The 19,565-nt window shown below is 53.6% G+C and carries 17 protein-coding genes; 7 read left to right on the top strand and 10 right to left on the bottom strand.

What is annotated here, in order from left to right:
- Positions 1-25: 25 nt before the first annotated feature.
- Together ACZ5EH_RS17135 and ACZ5EH_RS17130 are read right to left on the bottom strand one after the other, a co-directional pair.
- Positions 26-952 (bottom strand): hypothetical protein, encoded by a 927-nt coding sequence (locus tag ACZ5EH_RS17135; RefSeq protein ID WP_464275095.1) that lies wholly within the window; start codon positions 950-952, stop codon positions 26-28.
- A gap of 26 nt (positions 953-978) precedes the next feature.
- Positions 979-1,617, bottom strand: coding sequence for a hypothetical protein (locus tag ACZ5EH_RS17130; protein WP_464275094.1), 639 nt, complete (start codon positions 1,615-1,617; stop codon positions 979-981).
- Positions 1,618-2,032: 415 nt separating this feature from the next.
- Here ACZ5EH_RS17130 and ACZ5EH_RS17125 point away from each other — a divergent pair, with 415 nt between their 5' ends.
- Complete coding sequence (locus ACZ5EH_RS17125) at positions 2,033-2,257, top strand: twin-arginine translocase TatA/TatE family subunit (RefSeq protein WP_464275093.1); 225 nt, start codon at positions 2,033-2,035, stop codon at positions 2,255-2,257.
- A 144-nt stretch (positions 2,258-2,401) separates the two neighbouring features.
- Here the strand turns inward: ACZ5EH_RS17125 and ACZ5EH_RS17120 are convergent, their stop codons facing one another.
- Together ACZ5EH_RS17120 and ACZ5EH_RS17115 are read right to left on the bottom strand one after the other, a co-directional pair.
- Positions 2,402-3,247, bottom strand: a complete 846-nt coding sequence (locus tag ACZ5EH_RS17120) for a FecR domain-containing protein (RefSeq protein WP_464275092.1) — start codon at positions 3,245-3,247, stop codon at positions 2,402-2,404.
- Positions 3,244-4,377 (bottom strand): SRPBCC family protein, encoded by a 1,134-nt coding sequence (locus tag ACZ5EH_RS17115; RefSeq protein ID WP_464275091.1) that lies wholly within the window; start codon positions 4,375-4,377, stop codon positions 3,244-3,246. The genes ACZ5EH_RS17120 and ACZ5EH_RS17115 overlap by 4 nt, the downstream gene beginning before the upstream one ends.
- A gap of 223 nt (positions 4,378-4,600) precedes the next feature.
- Between ACZ5EH_RS17115 and ACZ5EH_RS17110 the strand changes: the two genes are divergently transcribed.
- A complete protein-coding gene (locus ACZ5EH_RS17110; RefSeq protein ID WP_464275090.1) occupies positions 4,601-6,808 on the top strand; it encodes a serine/threonine protein kinase in 2,208 nt (735 codons plus the stop codon).
- 7 nt (positions 6,809-6,815) lie between these two features.
- Here ACZ5EH_RS17110 and ACZ5EH_RS17105 read toward each other — a convergent pair whose 3' ends face one another.
- The 3 genes from ACZ5EH_RS17105 to ACZ5EH_RS17095 all read right to left on the bottom strand — a co-directional run bounded on the left by ACZ5EH_RS17105 (position 6,816) and on the right by ACZ5EH_RS17095 (position 9,585).
- Positions 6,816-8,324: a DEAD/DEAH box helicase gene (locus ACZ5EH_RS17105; protein WP_464275089.1), complete on the bottom strand. Its 1,509-nt coding sequence runs from the start codon at positions 8,322-8,324 to the stop codon at positions 6,816-6,818.
- Between the two features lie 526 nt (positions 8,325-8,850).
- Entirely contained in the window at positions 8,851-9,054 is a 204-nt protein-coding gene (locus ACZ5EH_RS17100) for a cold-shock protein (protein ID WP_464275088.1), read from the bottom strand.
- 105 nt (positions 9,055-9,159) lie between these two features.
- Positions 9,160-9,585, bottom strand: coding sequence for an FKBP-type peptidyl-prolyl cis-trans isomerase (locus ACZ5EH_RS17095; protein WP_464275087.1), 426 nt, complete (start codon positions 9,583-9,585; stop codon positions 9,160-9,162).
- 893 nt (positions 9,586-10,478) lie between these two features.
- Between ACZ5EH_RS17095 and ACZ5EH_RS17090 the strand changes: the two genes are divergently transcribed.
- Positions 10,479-10,808: a TraR/DksA family transcriptional regulator gene (locus ACZ5EH_RS17090; RefSeq protein ID WP_464275086.1), complete on the top strand. Its 330-nt coding sequence runs from the start codon at positions 10,479-10,481 to the stop codon at positions 10,806-10,808.
- On the top strand, positions 10,805-11,116 hold the full coding sequence (locus ACZ5EH_RS17085; protein ID WP_464275085.1) for a GIY-YIG nuclease family protein: 312 nt from the start codon (positions 10,805-10,807) through the stop codon (positions 11,114-11,116). Before ACZ5EH_RS17090 ends, ACZ5EH_RS17085 begins: the two co-directional genes overlap by 4 nt.
- Positions 11,117-11,128: 12 nt before the next feature.
- Here the strand turns inward: ACZ5EH_RS17085 and ACZ5EH_RS17080 are convergent, their stop codons facing one another.
- The 3 genes from ACZ5EH_RS17080 to ACZ5EH_RS17070 all read right to left on the bottom strand — a co-directional run bounded on the left by ACZ5EH_RS17080 (position 11,129) and on the right by ACZ5EH_RS17070 (position 14,970).
- Positions 11,129-12,451 (bottom strand): C40 family peptidase, encoded by a 1,323-nt coding sequence (locus ACZ5EH_RS17080; protein WP_464275084.1) that lies wholly within the window; start codon positions 12,449-12,451, stop codon positions 11,129-11,131.
- A 249-nt stretch (positions 12,452-12,700) separates the two neighbouring features.
- Positions 12,701-14,080, bottom strand: a complete 1,380-nt coding sequence (gene trmFO / locus ACZ5EH_RS17075) for a methylenetetrahydrofolate--tRNA-(uracil(54)-C(5))-methyltransferase (FADH(2)-oxidizing) TrmFO (RefSeq protein ID WP_464275083.1) — start codon at positions 14,078-14,080, stop codon at positions 12,701-12,703.
- 83 nt (positions 14,081-14,163) lie between these two features.
- Complete coding sequence (locus ACZ5EH_RS17070; RefSeq protein WP_464275082.1) at positions 14,164-14,970, bottom strand: response regulator; 807 nt, start codon at positions 14,968-14,970, stop codon at positions 14,164-14,166.
- Between the two features lie 369 nt (positions 14,971-15,339).
- Here ACZ5EH_RS17070 and ACZ5EH_RS17065 point away from each other — a divergent pair, with 369 nt between their 5' ends.
- From ACZ5EH_RS17065 to ACZ5EH_RS17055, 3 genes are all read left to right on the top strand, one after another.
- Positions 15,340-16,143, top strand: a complete 804-nt coding sequence (locus ACZ5EH_RS17065; RefSeq protein WP_464275081.1) for a PP2C family protein-serine/threonine phosphatase — start codon at positions 15,340-15,342, stop codon at positions 16,141-16,143.
- A gap of 154 nt (positions 16,144-16,297) precedes the next feature.
- On the top strand, positions 16,298-16,969 hold the full coding sequence (locus ACZ5EH_RS17060) for an FHA domain-containing protein (protein ID WP_464275080.1): 672 nt from the start codon (positions 16,298-16,300) through the stop codon (positions 16,967-16,969).
- A gap of 41 nt (positions 16,970-17,010) precedes the next feature.
- On the top strand, positions 17,011-19,548 hold the full coding sequence (locus ACZ5EH_RS17055; protein WP_464275079.1) for a CHASE2 domain-containing serine/threonine-protein kinase: 2,538 nt from the start codon (positions 17,011-17,013) through the stop codon (positions 19,546-19,548).
- Positions 19,549-19,565: the final 17 nt, after the last annotated feature.

Below are 19,565 nucleotides of genomic sequence, written 5' to 3'. Positions count from 1 at the left end.
AAATATGTTTACAGTCGCTTAAGCATCAGGAGACGGACAATATCACCGTACGCGCAACATCCAACCATTTCTTTTCAGGCTGCGGACGGCTCATGCCCGCCAACCGCCACCCCGGAGCAGTAACAACCTGCAAACCGGCATAGCCCTTGAACCGGGGGAAACGTGCTGCATATTCGCTGTTTTCAAAAGCAACAGGCGTAAGACCAGCTTCCAACCACTGGGCAACTAGCGCCTTATCTTCCGTAAACAAGGCCGCCTCCTGAGGCAAAAAAGCCAATATGCCGGCCACAACTTCAGGACCAGGCAGCGTACCTGCCTCCTCTGCATCAATGAGGGGCGCCTGCAAACCAGTTTCCGCAACGTCATCGGCATCTTTCATGATGCCTTCCGTATCTTCAGCTTTGCCGTCCAGCGCCGCACCAAAGCGTTCATACTGAGATGCCAACCCCTGGCTCAAATCCTTCAACTCCAGACTGCGCTCCTCGATATACCAGGCCAAAAGCAAGGTAAGCTGGGCCTGTGTCACAAGCGCCTGCGCCTTGGCCGCTTCCTCTTTTACAGCCTTGTCCCGGGCAGCTTTCGCCCCTTCCTCAGGCGTGGCGGCGCCACTGAAACTGGAAAGTTCCTGCATCTCATCAGGCCGCAACCCACTGACGTTCTTACCTTTCATGGCAGCTTCAGCAGCAGCGACAGCGGCCAATTGTCCAGGACCATCGAATTGCATGCCGTAGGAAACAGTTTCGCGCACCCAGGCCCTGGCCTGCTTGGGGGCAAATGGCAAGGATTCGGGCCGGAACATACCGCGCCCTTCCGCGGTCTCACCCTGCGCCAGACCAGGGTCAAAACACACCACGGCCTTAGGCGCTCTGGCAGACAGGTACGCGGCATGCAGACGCGGCACATTTATTACTAAGTTATCTGAAGTGGCGTTCGTGTCATCAGTCAATGACATGTTAGGCGCTCCTTGTTGTATTTGGCTCACTCGTCCTGGGAATCCGTATGGTGGCGCTCATAATGCTCGCAAACGCCCTCACAACATGGCATTTCCAGCAAGCAGAGCCCCACCCAGGAGTGGACACAACAGAGTACGTCGTTATCAGCGTCGTTATCTGCGTCGTTATCTGCGTCATAATCTGCGTCGTTAAAAGCGGCATCCGATGTATCGTTTGCAGCTCCACCAGCTTCGTCATCTTTTTCAGCGTCCAGACCTGCATCTGCAGCGCTCGTGTCATTAGCGCTGTCATCCACGACATGCAGCGCTTCAGAAAAGGGTCTCCATGTCTTGGTATCAAGCTGCCCCTTTGAGCGAGTGGGCGGGCCCTCTTCCGTCACAGGATCATAATTGTCGCAGGGAGAAGGTTGCTGCAGCATATTGCCGAGCCGTTCTGCCCAAATACGTGTGGCCAGCTCAATCTCCAGCTGAAAATTTTCAGCCTGTGCGAGAAAACGGTCGTATTCCTCTTCCCACCCCTGCAAGACTCTGCACTGCCATTCGGTATGCAGGCCGGGGTTTCTATGCGCCTCAAGCAGACAACGGCGCTGCATATAGTGAATGCAGTTCACAGCCGGCAATCTGGAGACAATAGTTTTCGATTTTGGAAACTTACGCTCGCTCATGATCCTATTCTTCAAAAATGGCGGCCGTTTGCGGCCTGGAAGGTCAGACCCCTTGCGACACAGGAGCGGATGATACGGACCTTGCTCCTGTTATGCAAGAATGAGCAGGCTTCACACACACCTTGCCCAGTAGGAAAATGTAAAAAAGCACCATTTACCCCGATCACGCATTGCAGTATATTCCAAAAAGGAAGGATGAATGCGAAGGCTTCGTTCAACGGATAGCCCCTTGGGATTGCACCTTGACCTGAAGCCCGAGCAAGCGTAATAGGCGGCAGCACCTTTCAAAACGGGCGTACTGGATAATTTTTTGCGGCAAAAGCCGCACAGCCCCGCGATGTGCGCGGCATCATTTTCAGTTCGAGCCAGAGACGGCAATTTCGCTTCTCTTTTCGAGTAATATGTGGAGGCAAGTATGATCGGCGGACTCGGCATCTGGGAACTTTTACTTATTCTCGCCATTGTGCTGATTATTTTCGGCGCAAACAAACTTCCCGAAATCGGTGGAGGCATGGGCAAGGCCATTAGAAATTTCAAAAAGGCCACCAATGAACCTGCTGAAATCGACGTAACGCCCAAGAAGGACGACGAGAAGGCGTCAAACGAGGATTCGGAAGACAGCAAGGAAAAAGATGCCTGATCCTTTGGGTCAGGTAAAAGTTTTCCAGTAATTAAAAAGTAAAACCGCGGCGGAATGCTTCCGTCGCGGTTGCTTTTTTTTGCTTGTTGCGTTGAACAACGCGCCAACGTCTTCCCTGCAAGTCAGTACCAGTCTTTTTACTGATTACTCCTGCTGCCCTACGGCACCTGGCAGCATGACACCCACTTCCTTGTCCCGGGCAAGATTCCAAAGCGCCCAGGTGTCATTTCGCAACGAAAGCTCATCCACCACGTCCACCTCACTCAGACTGCCCCCCACACCAATGCGAACAAGTTCACCGGCTCGGTAGATCTTTTCATCCGCCTTTTTAGGGTGAAGCGGCCCATTCGCCTGGGTGGAGCGCATGTTCTGCCCCTGTCCCTTATCGCTTCCCGGAGCACTTCCTGCATCGGCCATCAACGCGTCAGCCTTTTGCAGCATGTCCCTTCCCGCCGCTTCTTCCGTAAAACGTTTGCGGAGGACCACTTCTCCAGCAATCACCGCCAAAACACAGCGTTTATCAGCTCCAACGCGAATACGGCACTGTGCCTTTTTCGCATAGAGCGTCACTGCGGGCAGTTTAATCTCAACTTCGTCATGGGAGCCATGAAAAGGCTGCAAGGCCAGCCACCCTTCTCCTTGACTCATTTCCAAAACATAGACGCGCTCCGGACCGACGGCTACAGACTCTTGAAAACGCACCATCGCCGGCCCTGCCATACGAAAAACACTTCCATCCGGGAAATTCAGTGCAAGACGGGTGCCCTGATTTACTCGCACTGTTTTGGGTACCCCTAACGTATCTCCCAACTCCACGGGAGTTGCTTCGTTGGGCCCTTGTCCATCAAGCTCAAAAGCATGCCCCTGCAGCAGGGTAACCTCCAGGCCTGCACCTTCACCACCTGCATGGCACACATCATACAGGGCAACGAGGCTCACAGCCGCAAAAGGCAAAAGCGCTGCAAACAGCCACCTTCGCAAATGGATCATTGCTGCTGTCCTCCGCCTTGTGTGGAAGGTTGTGTCTCAGGGGATGGAGCCTGATTGTCAGGTTGCGCTTGCGGAGAAGGTTTTGTGGGTGAAGCTTGTTCCGGCTCAGACTTGGTTGCCGCTGGAATAACAAGTTGGTCGCCCTGGGCGGCACTTTCCGGCGCCATATTCTGGGCAGGCTGACCTTGCTGCGGCGTCTGCTCCATATTTTGCTGTTGTGGAGCGGCAGGCGCCCCCACCAGTTGATACCCCAACCCTCGAGAGGGCGCATAAGCGTCCAGCCGCTGTCTTAGCAATCCTTCATCAAGAAGCTCGATTTTCCAGATAGCGCCAACACCCTCTGCCTGCATATTCACGGCTGTAAGCTTGGCCCCCGCAATTGCAGGGCGAAATCCCTGCAGCACCCGCTCAAAGTCATACACAGCATCCGGAGAGGCGAACCCCTGCACCACCAATTGTACGGTGCCCGTGGCGGTTGTTGTTGCGCCAGCTGGTCCTGAATCCGGCCCATGCACCATGAAATACCAGCCCCAAAGCGTTACCCAGAGCGTTTCCAGATCAGAGCCTGCAGCTTCATACGCCCCCTTCCCGCCTTCCATCACGCCTTTCCAGAGGACGCCTTCATGGGTCAAACGCATACTTGGCACTGCGCCCTCTTGACGCGTAACACCTGTCAGCTTTTCCAACCTGGACAATGTTTCACTGCTGCCTTCGGGCGCCTGCGCCACGGAAAGCGAATATGGCAAGACAATGCCGGCAGTGAAATACACACCGCAGCGTTGCAGCAAGGAGCGCAACGCAGCCTCGTCCACAACAACGTCCACCCGCAGGACCATGCCGTCCACCCGCTCGCTAAGCGAAGGAGCGCCTTCCACCCGCGCCAACCTGGCAGCATGCCGTCCAAGAAAATCGTGCAAAAGCTCCTCTCGCTCCTGCTTCAGTTTCGAGGGAAGAAGCTCCAACGCCTTTTTGTAAACAGCTTCCCGCAGCGCATGTTTTGTGGCGCGTTGCACCCCAACATCCAGGGTTTCGTCAGCGCGCAATTGCCATAACGCCTCAATGGGTTCGGCATGCGCACCTGTTGCAATACAAAGCAAAATCAGCACCGTCACAACAATCAGCCGCTGCATGAGCGTCTCCTCTTTCAAATGATGTAGCCACACCAGAAAGGCGAGGCGTGGGCGATGCTGCCATAAACACGCCCCTTTTGCCAGCATCGCATGGGGTGTCTCGTGCATTGCACTGCCATTGCAGCCTCTTTTCCTTGACAAATCCATATTTCGAAACAGACAATGAACTGTAGTAATCTAACCATGCACTCCATAAGACGTTGCACAGCGAGCATCGCAAAGCATGAATAAAGCGGATACGCAAACAGACCTGACGAAAGCTGCACCCCAGAACCAGGAGAATAGGGAGCCGCCGCTCTCTTCAATTCGCAATTCTCCTGCTGGGGGGCATGTGGACGAACCACCCAAAATGTCCAGGCTGCATGACCTGGACGATAGCATTGTTCCCCTGCCGAAAGGGCAAAGGCTGGGACCATATGAAGTTCGTGGTTTGTTGGGTGTGGGCGGTTTTGGCATCACATATCGAGCCTTGGACCTGCATCTCAAACATCATGTCGCCCTCAAGGAATTTTTTCCTGTGGAACTGGCCAAAAGGGGCGAACGTCAGAAACTTGAACCCCGCACGCCTTTGCTGGCCGATCTTTTCGCCTTTGGCAAACGCTTCTTTCTGGAAGAAGCACGCACCCTTGCCCGCTTCAAACATCCCAATATTGTTCGTGTGCTTTCTTTTTTCCAGGCGAACAACACAGCCTACTTCGCCATGGATTTCGAAGTGGGACAAAATCTCAAACGCATACTCACCAGCAAGGGGCGCCTTGAGGAAGACGAACTCATAGAATTGCTGCACCCGCTGCTGAATGGCCTGGAAACCATGCATGGCCAGGGGTTCATCCATCGGGACATCAAACCTGGAAACATATACGTACGTAAATCCGGCGTACCTGTTCTGCTTGATTTTGGCGCCGCACTCAGACCGGAACACGGCGCCGCCAGTGTAGGACGCACCATGCTGACGCCTGGCTACGCTCCCCCGGAACAATACGATCGCTCCACCCTCCTTGGTCCCTGGACAGATATCTATGGCATGGCTGCTGTGCTGCATTGCGCAGTTTCCGGAACCAAGCCCGTAGAGTCCATCATCCGCAAGGCCGCGCAGGAAAGTTCACATTCGGACCCTTTGCTCCCTGCTGCTGAAATTGGCAAAGATGCATTCAGCCCCCAATTTCTCGCCGCCATTGACCGAGGCATGCGCATTGACAGCGACCAGCGCCCCCAGACAGTAGCGCAATGGCGGGCGCTTTTTCCTGCTGCCAAGACAGATAGGAGTGGCGCCAGGCCCTTACAAATAGACCAGGACAACACCCACCTGGAAGTGGCGCAGGAAGTGGAGAGCCCTCCATTGCCATCAGGGCTGGAATCATTCCGCCGCGGCATCCTGGTCAGCTCTGATCCTGAAAACGTCCGCATAGATTCTGTGCTGTTGCAAACCCTTTTACAGATGCGTGTGGAACACGCCACGACAAGTACAGAGGTGCTCGCCCTACTGCATAGCCGACATGCGGATATCATTTTATGCGATGATACGGCAGGAGAAGCGGGATTTGCAGAGCTTCTTGAGCACACCGCGCGTAAACTGTTGTGGACCCGCCCTCCAATTGTGCTGCTGCATCGAGAAACAGCCGATCCAGCGCTTTATCCTTCAAGCATCGCCAGGGGCGTTTCGGCCTGCATCCAACGCCCTTATGAAATGGAAGACCTGGAGCAGGCTTTGGTCGGCATAGCCAAAATGCAGCAAACCTATGCAGTGGAAGAATCTTTGCTTGCAGATGCATTCCGTTTGGCTGCCCAGGGACGACACGGGCGTGCGCTCAAGCTTTTTGCAGATGTTCTCGGCATGGAGGAAGAGGCTAACAGCCTTGGCGAGCCAGGCTACACAGAGCTTTCTTGGCGAGGGATGCGGCACCTGGCCCTGCGAGAATACGTTCAGGCTGTAAATGCCTTTGCCCGGGCCAGGGGAATGTTGCAACTGCTGGCAGAGGCGTATGGCGGGATGGGGGAATCATACCGCCTTACGGGCAGCATGGAGCGGTATTTGGAGTCGGCGAAAAAAGCGGCTTACCAGGGCAAACGCTATGAACGCATGCTTGTTCGCCGCTGTGAACTGGCAGCAATATTGAGTGAATCTGCGGAAACTGAAACCGAGAATGAGATCATCTCCGCGGGCAAGGCGCTAGGAGCCCAGGGACTGCGCCTGCTGCGCATTGGCGATTGTGCAGGCGCATTGGGCGCCTTCAATCAGGCGCTGACTCTTATTCCAGATGACCCGGCATTGTATCTGAATATAGCCAGAACCCACTGCCGTTTGCGCAACCACAAGGCAACCATGGCGCATCTCGATAAGGCGTTGCGCCTCGACCCGGTATTTGCCCCCGCCTTGCGGCTGCGCACCATGCTGGAAAACGGCGACTGGCCACAACCTGAAACAATATGAGTAAGGCTCAGGAATTCTGCTTTTGATCGTTCGCCCCTGTGGCGGGCTTGCGGGAATTCCCTTTTCTAGGCTTACGCTTGCGTTTACGCTGTGTCGCCTTCTGCGTCTGTTTCTGCCCTTCGGGCTCTTCCGGTTTGCTGATCAGGGAGCGTTGATACAGGTTGTCTAGCAGCATTGCCAACAACTGATGCGCGTCTTCGTCCTCGGCCAGTTTTTTGGCAGAAGGCAGAAAGCGCCTGACACGTTCCTGCTGCACATGGGAAAGCTTACGCATTTCAGATTCAAGCATCGTGGTCAGGCGTTCTTCAATAACCCCGACAACATCCCCCTCTTCTGGCAAGGCAAGTTCCTGCATGGGCACACTATAACGTGAAGCGAGCTTCAGCATTTCGCCTTTCTGCACGAAATCCACAAGTGTGATGACGGTACCTGAGGCGCCGGCGCGCCCTGTACGGCCAGCCCTGTGTATGTAGGATTCAGGATCTTCAGGGGGCTCATACAAGAAGACATGGGAAAGTTCCTGAATGTCGATCCCACGCGCCGCGACATCCGTGGCCACCAGAAAACGCAACTTGCCCTCTCGAATGCGGCGAAGCACCACTTCGCGCTTGTTCTGATTCAGGTCCGAGGATATTTCCTCGGCGTCAAAACCGTGCTGTTTCAGGACTTCGCTAACATAATGCACGTTGCTTTTTGTATTGCAAAAGATGATGCCTGAAGAGGGATTTTCCATCTCAATGATGCGAATAAGCATTCGCTCGCGCCCCATCTGGGGTACTTCACAGTACAGGTGCAGGCTCTCGGCAACATGCATCTGCTTGCCTGAAAGGCTGAGCATCTCTGGCTTGCGCAAAAATTCATCGCCAAGCCTGATCACGCTCTGCGGATATGTGGCGGAGAACATGTAGGCGCCCTGCAGCTTGCGGGGCAGATACCGCTGCATCTCTTTCATGTCGGGGTAGAAGCCGACAGAAAGCATGCGGTCTGCCTCATCAAAAACAAGGTAACGCAGGTCGTCCAGATTGAATGCGCGCTTGAGAAGGTGGTCCAGCACACGCCCTGGAGTTCCCACCACGATGTGCGCGCCCTGCTTGAAAGCCTCGATTTGATCACGATATCCCACGCCGCCGTATACGGCGGCTACGCGCATACCGGAATCGCCACACAGCTTTCTGGCTTCCTCAGCCACCTGCACACACAGTTCACGCGTAGGCACCAGCACCAGGGCCTGGCAATTAACAGCAGAGGAATCCAGCTTGTCCAGCAAGGGCAGGACAAAGGCTCCTGTCTTGCCACTTCCGGTCCTGGCCTGGACCATCATATCCTTGCCTTTAAGCAAATACGGAATGGCCTTCTCCTGGACTGGAGTCAGGCGGCTCCATCCAGCCCGTTTACAAGCCTCCTGCAAAGGCAGGGGCAGATCTTCTAGCATTACACCAGGGAACTCCTGGGTACGGGGTTGGTCAGAATCAGCCGATGCAGTGACGTCAGCCGGGGTATCATTGTCTTGATTCATAATCTTCCTGTTATGCGGGGGGCAATCTCAATATGAAACCCCACCCTGAAATAGTTTTGTACCTCGCCACAAGGCGGGGCAAAGCGACACATGTCGCAGGAACAGCTTGAAAACGCGTTTTGCCAGGAAAAATGATATGCACAGCAGTGCAATTGAACGCTAAGCAGCCCAACGACGCCTGGAATCGGGATCAGAGTACTTCCATTGGCTTCAAGAGAAACCACCGACGACGGGCCTTGGCAGTGTCGCGCCTTTCAAGGCTACAAAAAAAGAAATCCAGAATACGCTCGTTTCGGTAGAGCGACAAACCCGAAGCACCTCACGGCAGACAACCTTACAGCAGATTGCAATGCTTTTCCAGTAGTCACAGAAAGCTGCTGCGTTGCCGGAACGGAGAGTAAAAAGAAAGCTGAACAGCTGGAAACGAGGGGGGATGTTACAGCTAAGGGGAATAAATGGTAGAAGAAAGAAAAACCTGCCGACCAGGACATACGCCCTGACCGGCAGGTCGGAAGTGCAATGGAAACTACAGAACTTTCACGTTGGCGGCGCGAGCGCCCTTCTCACCGTGTTCGATCTCGAATTCCACGCTAGCGCCTTCCTGCAGGGTCTTGAAACCGCTGCCCTGGATGGCGGAGAAGTGCACGAAAACGTCTTCGCCGTCTTCCTGCTGAATGAAACCGAAACCCTTGCTGTCGTTAAACCACTTCACTTTACCTTGGTAAACCATGCTACACATCCTTTCCAGTTGAGTTGATGGGGTATGCTGCTGCAAAAAGCACCTCTTAACGCTTTTTGCTTTGCATTCTTTCTTGTTACAAAAATTTGTAAGGCGTTATTCGCCTACAGTCACCAGTTCGAGCTCGAAGTTGAGGCGCTTGCCTGCCATGGGGTGGTTGCCATCGAGGGTCACCACGTCATTTTCGATATTTGAAATAACGAAGTAAACCACCTGGTCTTGCACATTGGCTTGCAAAACCATCCCTACTTCGGGATTTTCCACGGGCAGTTCGGACAGGGGAGAAGAGATGACCATGTCATCCACGTGAGGGCCATAAGCGTCATCGGGTTCGATGCTCACATTTTTCTTTTCACCCACTTCCATGCCTTCCACCGCATTTTCGAAACCAGGAATGACGGTGCCTTCGCCCAGGACGAAAGACAGGGGCTCCCGCTCTGCCGAGGTGTCGAAAACGGTGCCATCGTCAAATGTCCCGGTGTAATGGACAGAGACTTCTGATCCTTTAGTTGCTTTGGTCATGACTAGTGGCTCCTGTTTTTCGCGTTGTGCTGCCAGACATTGCGCAACGACCCGGAGCGATAAGCCAAGCCGAAAGCAAGATCCATAAAACGGCAACAATGATGTGGACCTGTAATTGAAATGTCACGATGCAGAGTTTCTGCATCATATATAATAAAGCGGGATGATTTATGTAAAATGGGCGTAGGGCAAAAAGACACGGATCGCAGAAAAGCGTAGTCGTGATGCAGCGACAATCTTTTTTCGGGGGAAAAAGCCGGACCAGTTGCCCGGTATGAAAAAGCGGAGCGTGTTACCATCAAAAACTGCAAAAACGTAGTTGCTGTAAGCGTCTATCTCGTTACGTTGTGTTCTACGTGAAAGTGCTACGTTGCAGGCAGAAGGCTCTGTGGATGATGAAGCGACAGCACGGCGGTACACTTATTCATCTACGGCAACATCTACTTTTGCATCTGTGCTTTTGAAGACAGGAACCATTCCCTTTTCAAAATCTGCACAACACGTCTTTCAACTGAACCACTGCCGCAATATGCGGCTACAGGGTGATTCACTAGCCTAATCGTTCTGGCAATGCAAGCAAAAATTTTCTGAAATTACAGACATGCCTGATTTTTTTTTGAAATAACACCATCCGGCACAAGGATAAAACCGAACAACGGTCAAGGCTTGGACAGGACAGACAGATTGTTGTTATCCTCTCGAAGAGCAATTGGAAAGGGCCACCCTAACCAATATGCCTCGTCACCTTTATAGCGACTACCCGACAAAAATGATGCAGGCGCCCCCCATATCAATAGGGTTGATTTTATTCCTCCGTGGGACGACCTGCCCCATAAACCGATAGAAGACCAAAAGCGCATGCTCAACGTATTCATACCAACAGGAGAAAGTATATGAATGACAACATTCCCTTGAAGCAACGCATCGAAGAAGAGCTCCAGGCGCTGCGTGAAAGTGTAGCCGAACGCGAAAAAGAAGTTTCACCTGTCGCCCCTGACGTATCCATAGGGCGTCTTTCTCGATTGGATACCATGCTCAACCAGGGGATCAGCGAAAGCACCCTCTCCCAGGCGAGAGTCAGAATCCTCAAGCTCGAAATAGCGCTCAAACGCCTGGAGCAGGACGAGGAATATGGCTATTGCATTGAATGTGGAGCCGCCATCCCGACGCCCAGACTGCTGGCAATTCCTGAAACAGAATATTGTGTGGATTGCGCAGAGTGACTGCCCTCCCCGCCACATCGCCCCCGACGACTGGGGGCGCCTGGTTCGTCTACATCCTGGAATGCAACGACAAAAGCTTATATTGTGGCGTAACAACAGATATTTCGCGAAGATTGCAGGAACACCAGGGGGAGCGACCAGGAGGTGCCCGCTACACACGGTCCAGAAGACCTGTGAAGCTTGTTGCCTGGGCAAATGCCCAGGATAGGGCAACGGCTTGTAGTATTGAATCAAAGGTAAAACGACTGCCACGAGCTAAAAAAATTGCTTATCTGGCCACTATAACTACGGATACTCTTGAACGATAAGGCGCTGGACGCTCAGTTCGCAGCTGCCACGGGAACCCGGAGTTCCTGCCCCAGCTTCAGCACGTCCTTGTCATTCAGACCATTCGCTTCAAGCAAAGCCTTGGTGCTGACACCGTGGGTTCTCGCAAGGGACCAGATGGTGTCTCCCTTCTTCACACGGTAGACCCTTGTCTCCACGCGCTGTCCCGCGGCGGCAGAGGCTGTTCTGGTGGCCTCATTCCCTGCCGTCTTGTTTGCAGCTTGCGCCTTGCCCACGGGAATTTGCAGCTTCTGCCCTATCTGCAACAAAGAGCGAGCAGACAGGTTGTTGGCGGTCAGTACATCCTTTTTGCTCACGCCATAATGCTTGGAAATACTCCAAACGGTATCGCCGGCCGCCACAACGTGAACCCGAGTCCCTTTGGCAACGGGCACGGAACTGGCGGAAGCCTTGGCAGTGGCACGCGCATTGACTTTAGGGGTGGCGTCTGCCTGCACAGCCTGCCCCTTTTTTTCGGCGTTTGCAGCCACAGAAGCAGGAGCACTCTTTGCACCGGGGATATGCAGTTTTTGGCCAATCTGCAGCAACGTTTTCCGAGAAATGTTGTTGGCCTGCAGAATGGAGCGGACGGTCACGCCGTATTTCATGGCAATGCCGGAGAGCGTTTCGCCCCGCTTCACCTTGTGCTCAGCGCCGTTGGCCAGAAATTCTTTGTGTTTGCGCTTCTGCTCTGCGTACACCTTAACTTCATCGGCGCTCATGATCACCCTACGCCCTGCAATGAAGCGCTTGGAGTAATGATTGTCGAAAGCATTGTCGATGCGCACGCTGGAACCGGCGTGGGGACTGTGGATGAATTTGCCGTCGCCAATATACAGGCCGGCATGTGTGGAGCGACGCGAACCGATGCGACGTGAGTAGATCAGGATGTCGCCAGGCTTCAGGTTATCCTTGTCTACAGGGATGCCGGCGTGCAACTGCTCCCGGCTGGAGCGCGGCAACTTAATGCCATGTTTGGAAAAAGACCATACGAGGAATCCCGAACAATCAAATCCCGTGGAGGGGGATGTGCCGCCATAGCGATACGGGGTGCCAAGCTGACTTCTGGCGGTATCGATGACTTCCTGGGCGGCGTCCACGCGCTTGCGCTCTTCGTTGGCCTCGCGAAACTTTTTGGCCTCTTTGGCTTTTTCCAGGCGCGCCTGTTCGGTGGTGGTGGCGGAGGCGCCTTCATTAAGCGAAGAATGCTTACGGGAAGCGCCGTCAATTTCCGCTGTGGATGTATTTTTATGGGCGCAACCGGCCATAAGCATCAAAGTGATGCTGAGCAAAACAACGCCAAAACTGGAAGTCATTGGTATATCTAGAGAATAAGAGAAAGTGCTATCTTTACGACCGTTGTGAAGCTTCTTCAAAAGGGGCTCCTTCCTTCTCGGCCTTTGGGACACCCCGCAAAAAGCCTGGCAGAAGAGGAAAAAGTGTGAAAAACTTGAATTGGAAATCTTTACCAATTTGTTACAATACTTGGCAAGTATGAGAAAAATTACAGTTTAGTAATCAAACAGGACGTCAGGAGGTGTAAAAATCTAAGAAAAATCTAGAAATTACAAGATACTGCGGCACTCTTCGAACCATTTTTCAAAACACTCTCTGGCCCGCTCTGCAAAAAGTTTCTTGCGCATTCTCTTGGGAGCACGACGTTCCAGGGGAGGCGTAAGTCCAAAATTTGCGTTGGATGGCTGAAAATTTTTGACCGGTGTCTGCAAATGCTGCAACAGCCCGCCCAAGGCACTTTCCACCGGAGGCAGCACAGGAGGGGCGCCATGCAACACCCCAGCCAGCAAATGCCCCAACCATAAACCGCAGGCCGCCGACTCCACATACCCTTCAACACCCGTAATCTGCCCTGCCAAATGTATATCCGGCCGCGCCAGCAGTTCAAGATGTGGCCCGAGAACCTTTGGCGCATTCACGAAGGTATTGCGGTGCACGCTGCCCATGCGCTCAAACTCTGCATTCTCAAGGCCGGGTATCATACGAAAGACGCGTCGCTGCTCGGGATAGGCGAGCTTGGTCTGACACCCCACAAGATTAAGCATGCTGCCGGCTGCGTTCTCAGCACGGAGCTGGACAACAGCAAAGGGGCGCTCACCGGTGCGCGGATCAACCAGCCCCACCGGCTTGAAAGAGCCGTAGGCCAATGTCAGCTCACCGCGTTCGGCCAATGTTTCGATGGGCAAACACCCTTCGAAGTGTAGCTCTTTTTCGAAATTTTTAGATGGCACCTTCTCCGCCTCCAAAAGCGCATTGCGAAAGCGGTGGTACTCTTCTTCATTCATGGGGCAGTTGATATAATCCCCTGCGCCCTCTTCCGCCTCTTCCTGCTCGTAACGCGAAGCCCTGAAAGCCTTGGACATGTCCACACTGTCCGCATGCACTATGGGAGCGATGGCATCATAAAAATAGAGATGCTCGCCACCCATGGCGCCAGCAAGGCTGGAGCTCAACGAATCCGAAGCAAGGGGGCCGGCCGCAATCACAACTTTACGGGCGCCCTCCAACTGGGGGGCATCCAGGCCCGTAACTTCCTGGCGTTCGAGGTGTATCAGGGGGTTATGCTCCACCAGTCTGGTCATGCCGGCGGCAAAGCGCTCCCTGTCCACAGCCAGGGCCTTACCGGCAGGGATACGGGTATCCTCGGCCATTTGAATAACCGCACTGCCCAGCATGCGCATTTCCCGCTTCAAACGGCCTATTGCGGCGTCAGCATCATCAGAACGCAAGGAATTGGAGCACACCAGCTCGGCCAGATCGCCCCCCGTATGCGCCGGGGTATTCTTTTCGGGGCGCATTTCAAACATGCGCGAGGCAAAGCCGTGTCTGGCAAGAGCCAACGCACACTCGCACCCTGCCAGACCGCCGCCGACGATGGCGATAAAGCCCTCTGCTTGGGCGTCAGTAGTGGAAAAGTTGTTTTCGTTCATATTCTATTTCGCGGGGCTTGTTATCTCGTCCGCAGGCCGGAGCTCTTACCGTGTTGGGGCGTGCTTGGCAATGGGTAGTACACCTACTCGCCGAGTATTTCTTTGATACGCATGCGAACGTCCCGGATTGCCAGTTTCAGAGAGGCAAGGTGCGCTTCACTGGCGGCCTGGCCCTTTTCCTTTGCCGCCATCTCCAGGGCAAAAGCCCGCTGCCACAAAATATCAGCATTAATGGTGGTTGATGCGCCTTTGAGAGTGTGCGCCCGTTTGCGCAGGTCCTCAAGGTTTCCAGCTCCCAAAGCGGCATCCAGGTTGCGCGTTCTTTCATCCAGATCAGCTAAAAAAACTTCATAGATCTTATCCACAAACTCTTTATCGTTATGCAGTCGCTCCAGGGTCTTGGCATGATCCATTATACCTGAAGCATCGCCCCCTTTGGAGTGTGGAGCTCCATCCAGGGCGGAAATTCCCTTTGCAGGTTTTTCTCCGGCAAGCACTTTGCCCAGTGCTTGCTGCAACACAACGGGATCAACCGGTTTTGCCACCTGTCCGTCTGTATATTGGGCAATATCTTTTGCCTCTTTGCTGGAAAGAACAAAGGCGGTGATAACAATTATCGGCAGATCGGGATTCCATGCCCCCTCTCCTTTCCGAATCATTCTGGAGGCTTCCAGGCCGTCCATCTTTGGCATCTGTATATCCATAAGCACAACATCTACAGTTTCGCGCTGTAGCACTTCGAGCACTTCGTTCCCGTCACACGCAATAAGAGTCTCCATGCCATAGTGCTGCAACAGCCTTTGGAGGAACAATCTGTTGGTCGCGTCGTCTTCGGCAATCAAAACTCTTGGAGCAGGGGCTTGCCCTTCCCAGATGACACTATAAACCACACCAAGACTCCTTATATACCTTTATTTATTTGTCCCCCTGACAATTGCACCACGTTGCATAAAAACACAAGTCCACGATTGTACGAGCTTATTGTTTTACAAAAGACTGAAAACTACGCCTAAAAAGCGTATATCATCTGCGTGCGATAAAGAACGGCTTGATACTGCTGTATAAATCGAGTTATGATTACAGAAGTAGGGGGGAATCAGCTTTTTGCCGCCAGGAGTCCCCCTGCATCATATATTGTCGCGTCACCATCTATAAGCAATGGTTCCGCGGCTACTTACGGTGTTTGCCAAAAAATCAGGAAGCATCGTTGGCCTGGAAACATTGTTTTCAGTTGCCCGAAAATTTTGGGAGCATGCACAATGCAAATAGACGCCGCAGGTTGCAGCGACGTTGGACGCAAGCGAGAAGAAAACGAGGATTCCTTTTTTTTGGACAAGGAGCTTGGTTTTTTTGGCGTAGCGGATGGTATGGGCGGCCATCAGGCTGGTGAAGTCGCCAGCAAAAAGGCAGCAGATGCCGTTCAGGACGCCCTACGCCGTTTCGTCCAAAATGGGGAGCAACATGGCCTGCGCGACGACACTCTCACTGAAGAGGCCCTGATTCTGGCGGCCAGTTTTCGTGAAGCTAACAAGGCCGTCTTTCAGAAGGCCAAAACCAGCGAAACGAAACGCGGCATGGGCACGACCCTCTCCGTTGTCTTCTTCACGGGGATGACCCTGGCCATATGCAACGTGGGGGACAGCCCGATTTATCTGATACGCAAGGGCAAGGTAGAGTTGCTTTCTCAAACCCATACCGTTGAAGCGGAACTGGCGCTTTTGCAGCCCCAGCATCCGAATGCAGGAGCCGGGCGCTACCACCACATGCTGACGCGGGCGGTAGGCATTCAGGAAGAAGTGGAACCCAGCCTGGCTGAGGTGCAGGCCTTTGACGGCGACAAGGTCGTTATTTGTTCCGATGGTTTGTCAAACAAGCTGGACCCCGATGAAATAGCCGAGATAGTGACAAAGCACCCTCCGCAGGAGGCTTGCGCCACCATGGTGGATATGGCCAATGAACGTGGCGGGGAGGACAATATTACGGTTGTGGTTCTGAGCTTTTCCAAGCATCTGAAGCCGGCAGGTAAAGTATTGGGGCTGTTTTCCAAGCTGGTAGGCCGCTAACGCCATTTTTTGCTGGATCTTGGTAACAATTGGCAATGGCGTAAGAAATCACAGCCGACCGCGACAATGAAAAACGTATGATGCTGCCTCGTGCAATTTTGGGACATCGTACGCGAAACTCCAAACGGGGATTCGCAAACAAGGAGGATCGGCAATGGCCACGGTGAAGTTGCTCTACGAAGGGGATGTCCAGGGAGAATATGTGATCAACCCGGGCGAGACCCTGTCCATAGGCAGACGCGACACCAACAACATCGTCATCGAGAACCTCGTTGTTTCCGGATCACACGCCAAGCTGGATGCCCTGGATGAAGGGTACCTGCTCACCGACCTGCGCAGTAAAAACGGCACCTTTGTTAATGAAGTGCCTATTAATTCCCACTGGTTGCAAGACGGCGACGTTGTACGGATAGGCAAGCACAGCATACAACTGGTGGTTGATGAAGATGAGGCGTTTGCCCTGGACGTGGAAGACACCATGGATGAAACCATGGTCTTCGGCTCCAGTGAGTTTTCCCAAAGCATCACTGCGCAACAGGCTCCTGCAATCCTGACGTTTTTAAAAGGAGGGCAAGGTGATCATGCGCTGGCGAAAAAACTCACTAAGCTGGGCAAAGACTATTCCAACGACATTGTGGTTTCCGGATTTGGCGTGGGCCAGACGGCAGCCACCATCAGCAAGCTGCCGGAAGGCTATTTCATCAGCTATGTCACAGGCATGAGCAAGCCTAAGATCAATGGCAAGACCGTGACGGAATCCCGCAAGCTCGAGGAGTTCGATGAGATCGAAATCGGCGCCTCCAGACTGCAATTCTACTACAAGTAAGCAAAACGCAAATTAGGCACACGCACAACAGCTTGGGCGCCATGGGTCTCTTAAAACGCTATCCCGCCCTGTTCATGGGGCTTGCCATCACCCTTGTCTTTCTTTGGCTGGGGATGGTGCGCGTTGAATTGATCGACAGCCTTGAACTCAAATTTTACGATATCCGAATGGGCCTCATCGCCCAGCCAGAAACACAGAGCGATATTGTCCTCGTCACCATAGATGACGACTCCCTGGACAAACTCGGGCGCTGGCCCTGGCCGCGGAGCCTTCTTGCACAAGGGCTGGACAAGATTAATCAGGGCGCCCCTCGTCTGATAGGCATGAACATCCTTTTCAGTGAAGAAGAGGAAAGCAGCGGTCTGAAAGTCCTGGCCACGCTGCAAAATCTGTATAATGAAAAAAAGCTCCAGAGTTCCAGCGTAGACGCCTTCGGGTTTTATCAGGCCATGCTCCGCATGGAGCGGGAGATAGACACCGACGCCATACTGGCCAAGACCTTGGACCAGTTGGAAAATGTTGTTTTACCGGTTGTTTTTTTGCCCTCTGTGGCGGTGGAAGGCAATCTCCAGCCTGAAGCTGCGCTCAAAGAACTCTCCATTAACAATGTAAGAAAACCCAAAAACGCACAGGTTCCCAAAGCCAGCGAAATTCTGCTGCCCATCCCGGTGCTCATGAGCCAGGCAGCAGGCATGGGGCACATATCCCTGTCTACAGACGCTGACGGCAAAGCGCGCAGAGAAGCCCTTCTCTATGGATACCGCGGTCTCTACATCCCCTCTTTTGCATTGGAACTGGCGGCTCTGGCACAAGGCATTCCGCACAAGAACATCTCCGCCGTACTTGGCGACCATTTGCAATTGGGGCAAACACGCATCCCCCTCACATACGACTCGACCTTTCTGGTCACCTACAAAGGGGGGCGCAACTCCTTCAAGCGATACCCCTATTACGATGTAATCACAGATAAAATCCCCAAAGAAGTATTCAAGAACAAAATAGTGCTCGTCTCTGTTGCGGCCGCAGGCATCATCAATCCCCTGGCCACGCCCACAGATGCCCACATGCCTTTGGGGGAATATACCGCACACACCCTTTGGTCTCTCTTACAAGGCACATATATTGAGAAACCCTCTTGGAACGAAACCGCGGAACTCGCTGCCATTCTCCTGCTGGGACTGGTCATAGCCCTGGCGCTCCCTAAAATGCGGGCGCTTTCCGCAGGGCTTACATTCCTTATTTTGGCCGCCGGCCTGCTCGGGGGAGCAACATGGCTGTTCGTTGCAAAAGGATTATGGGTCACCACCAGCTATCCGCTGTTGCAACTGGTCACTGGCTATATTGGCGTTGTCAGCCTGAAATACTTTGTCACGGAATCCGACAAGGAAAAAGTCGAAGGCGAATCGGCCGAGTCCAATCGCATGCTGGGCATATCCTTTCAAGAACAGGGGCGCCTGGACCTGGCTTTTGACAAATTCCGCCGCTGCCCCGTCGACCAGGGCATGAAGGACATCCTTTATTCCCTGGCGCAGGATTACGAACGCAAACGCCAATTTCAACGCGCCGTGGCTGTGTACGAACACATCGAAGCCCACGACCCCGGCTACAAGGACGTCAAGGCACGCAAATCACGCCTTGTCCAGGGCGGGGAGACTGTCGTCCTTGGCTCCGGAGCGTATGATCCGCTGCTTTCCACCACCACCGACACCCGCCCCACACTGGGGCGTTACGAGATCGTCAAGCAGCTCGGCAAAGGCGCCATGGGCATTGTCTATCTGGGCATGGACCCGCGCATAAACCGCACCACCGCCATCAAAACCTTTCAGTTTCCCGAAGAAGCCGATCCCGACCAAACCGCCAGCCTCAAGAAACGCTTCTTTCAGGAGGCGGAAAGCGCCGGTACCCTGACACACCCCAATATCGTTACCATTTACGATGCAGGCGAAGAGCAGGACCTGGCCTACATTGCCATGGAATACCTCGAGGGGCATGACCTGACCCGCTATACAAAAAACGGCGCGTTACTCGGCCTGCAAAAAGTGGTGGATTACATGGGCGATGTTGCCGAGGCTTTGGACTATGCTCACCAAAAGGGCATCGTGCATCGCGATGTCAAACCGGCAAACATCATGCTTCTGGACAGCGGTGTCATCAAGATTACGGATTTTGGCATCGCACGCATCACGGCAAGCTCCCAGACACAGACTGGCGTGGTCAAGGGCACCCCCCATTTTATGTCGCCAGAACAAATTTCCGGAGAAAAGGTCGACGGCCGCTCAGACATTTTTTCCCTTGGCGTGGTGCTTTTTCAATTGCTGACCGGCAAGCCGCCTTTTACGGGAGACAGTCTCGCCTCCCTGATGCACAAGATAATGAATACCCCGCATCCTGACGCCCGTACTCTTAACCCGAAAATTCCAAAGGCTGTCATTCAAATCATTGATAAAGCCATGACCAAAGAGCGGGATAAGCGCTATCAGACAGCGGGAGAAATGGCCCGCCATCTGCGTTTTGTCTCCAGAAAACTCGCAGAGGCCCTGAGCCGGAAAAACGCCCCGAACCCTACAGACAAAGCATGATGACAACGACGCCCCAT

The sequence above is a fragment of the Desulfovibrio biadhensis genome (assembly GCF_055388615.1).
Note: the sequence above shows the minus strand (reverse complement) of the source record. Positions and strands in the feature narration are given on the sequence as shown.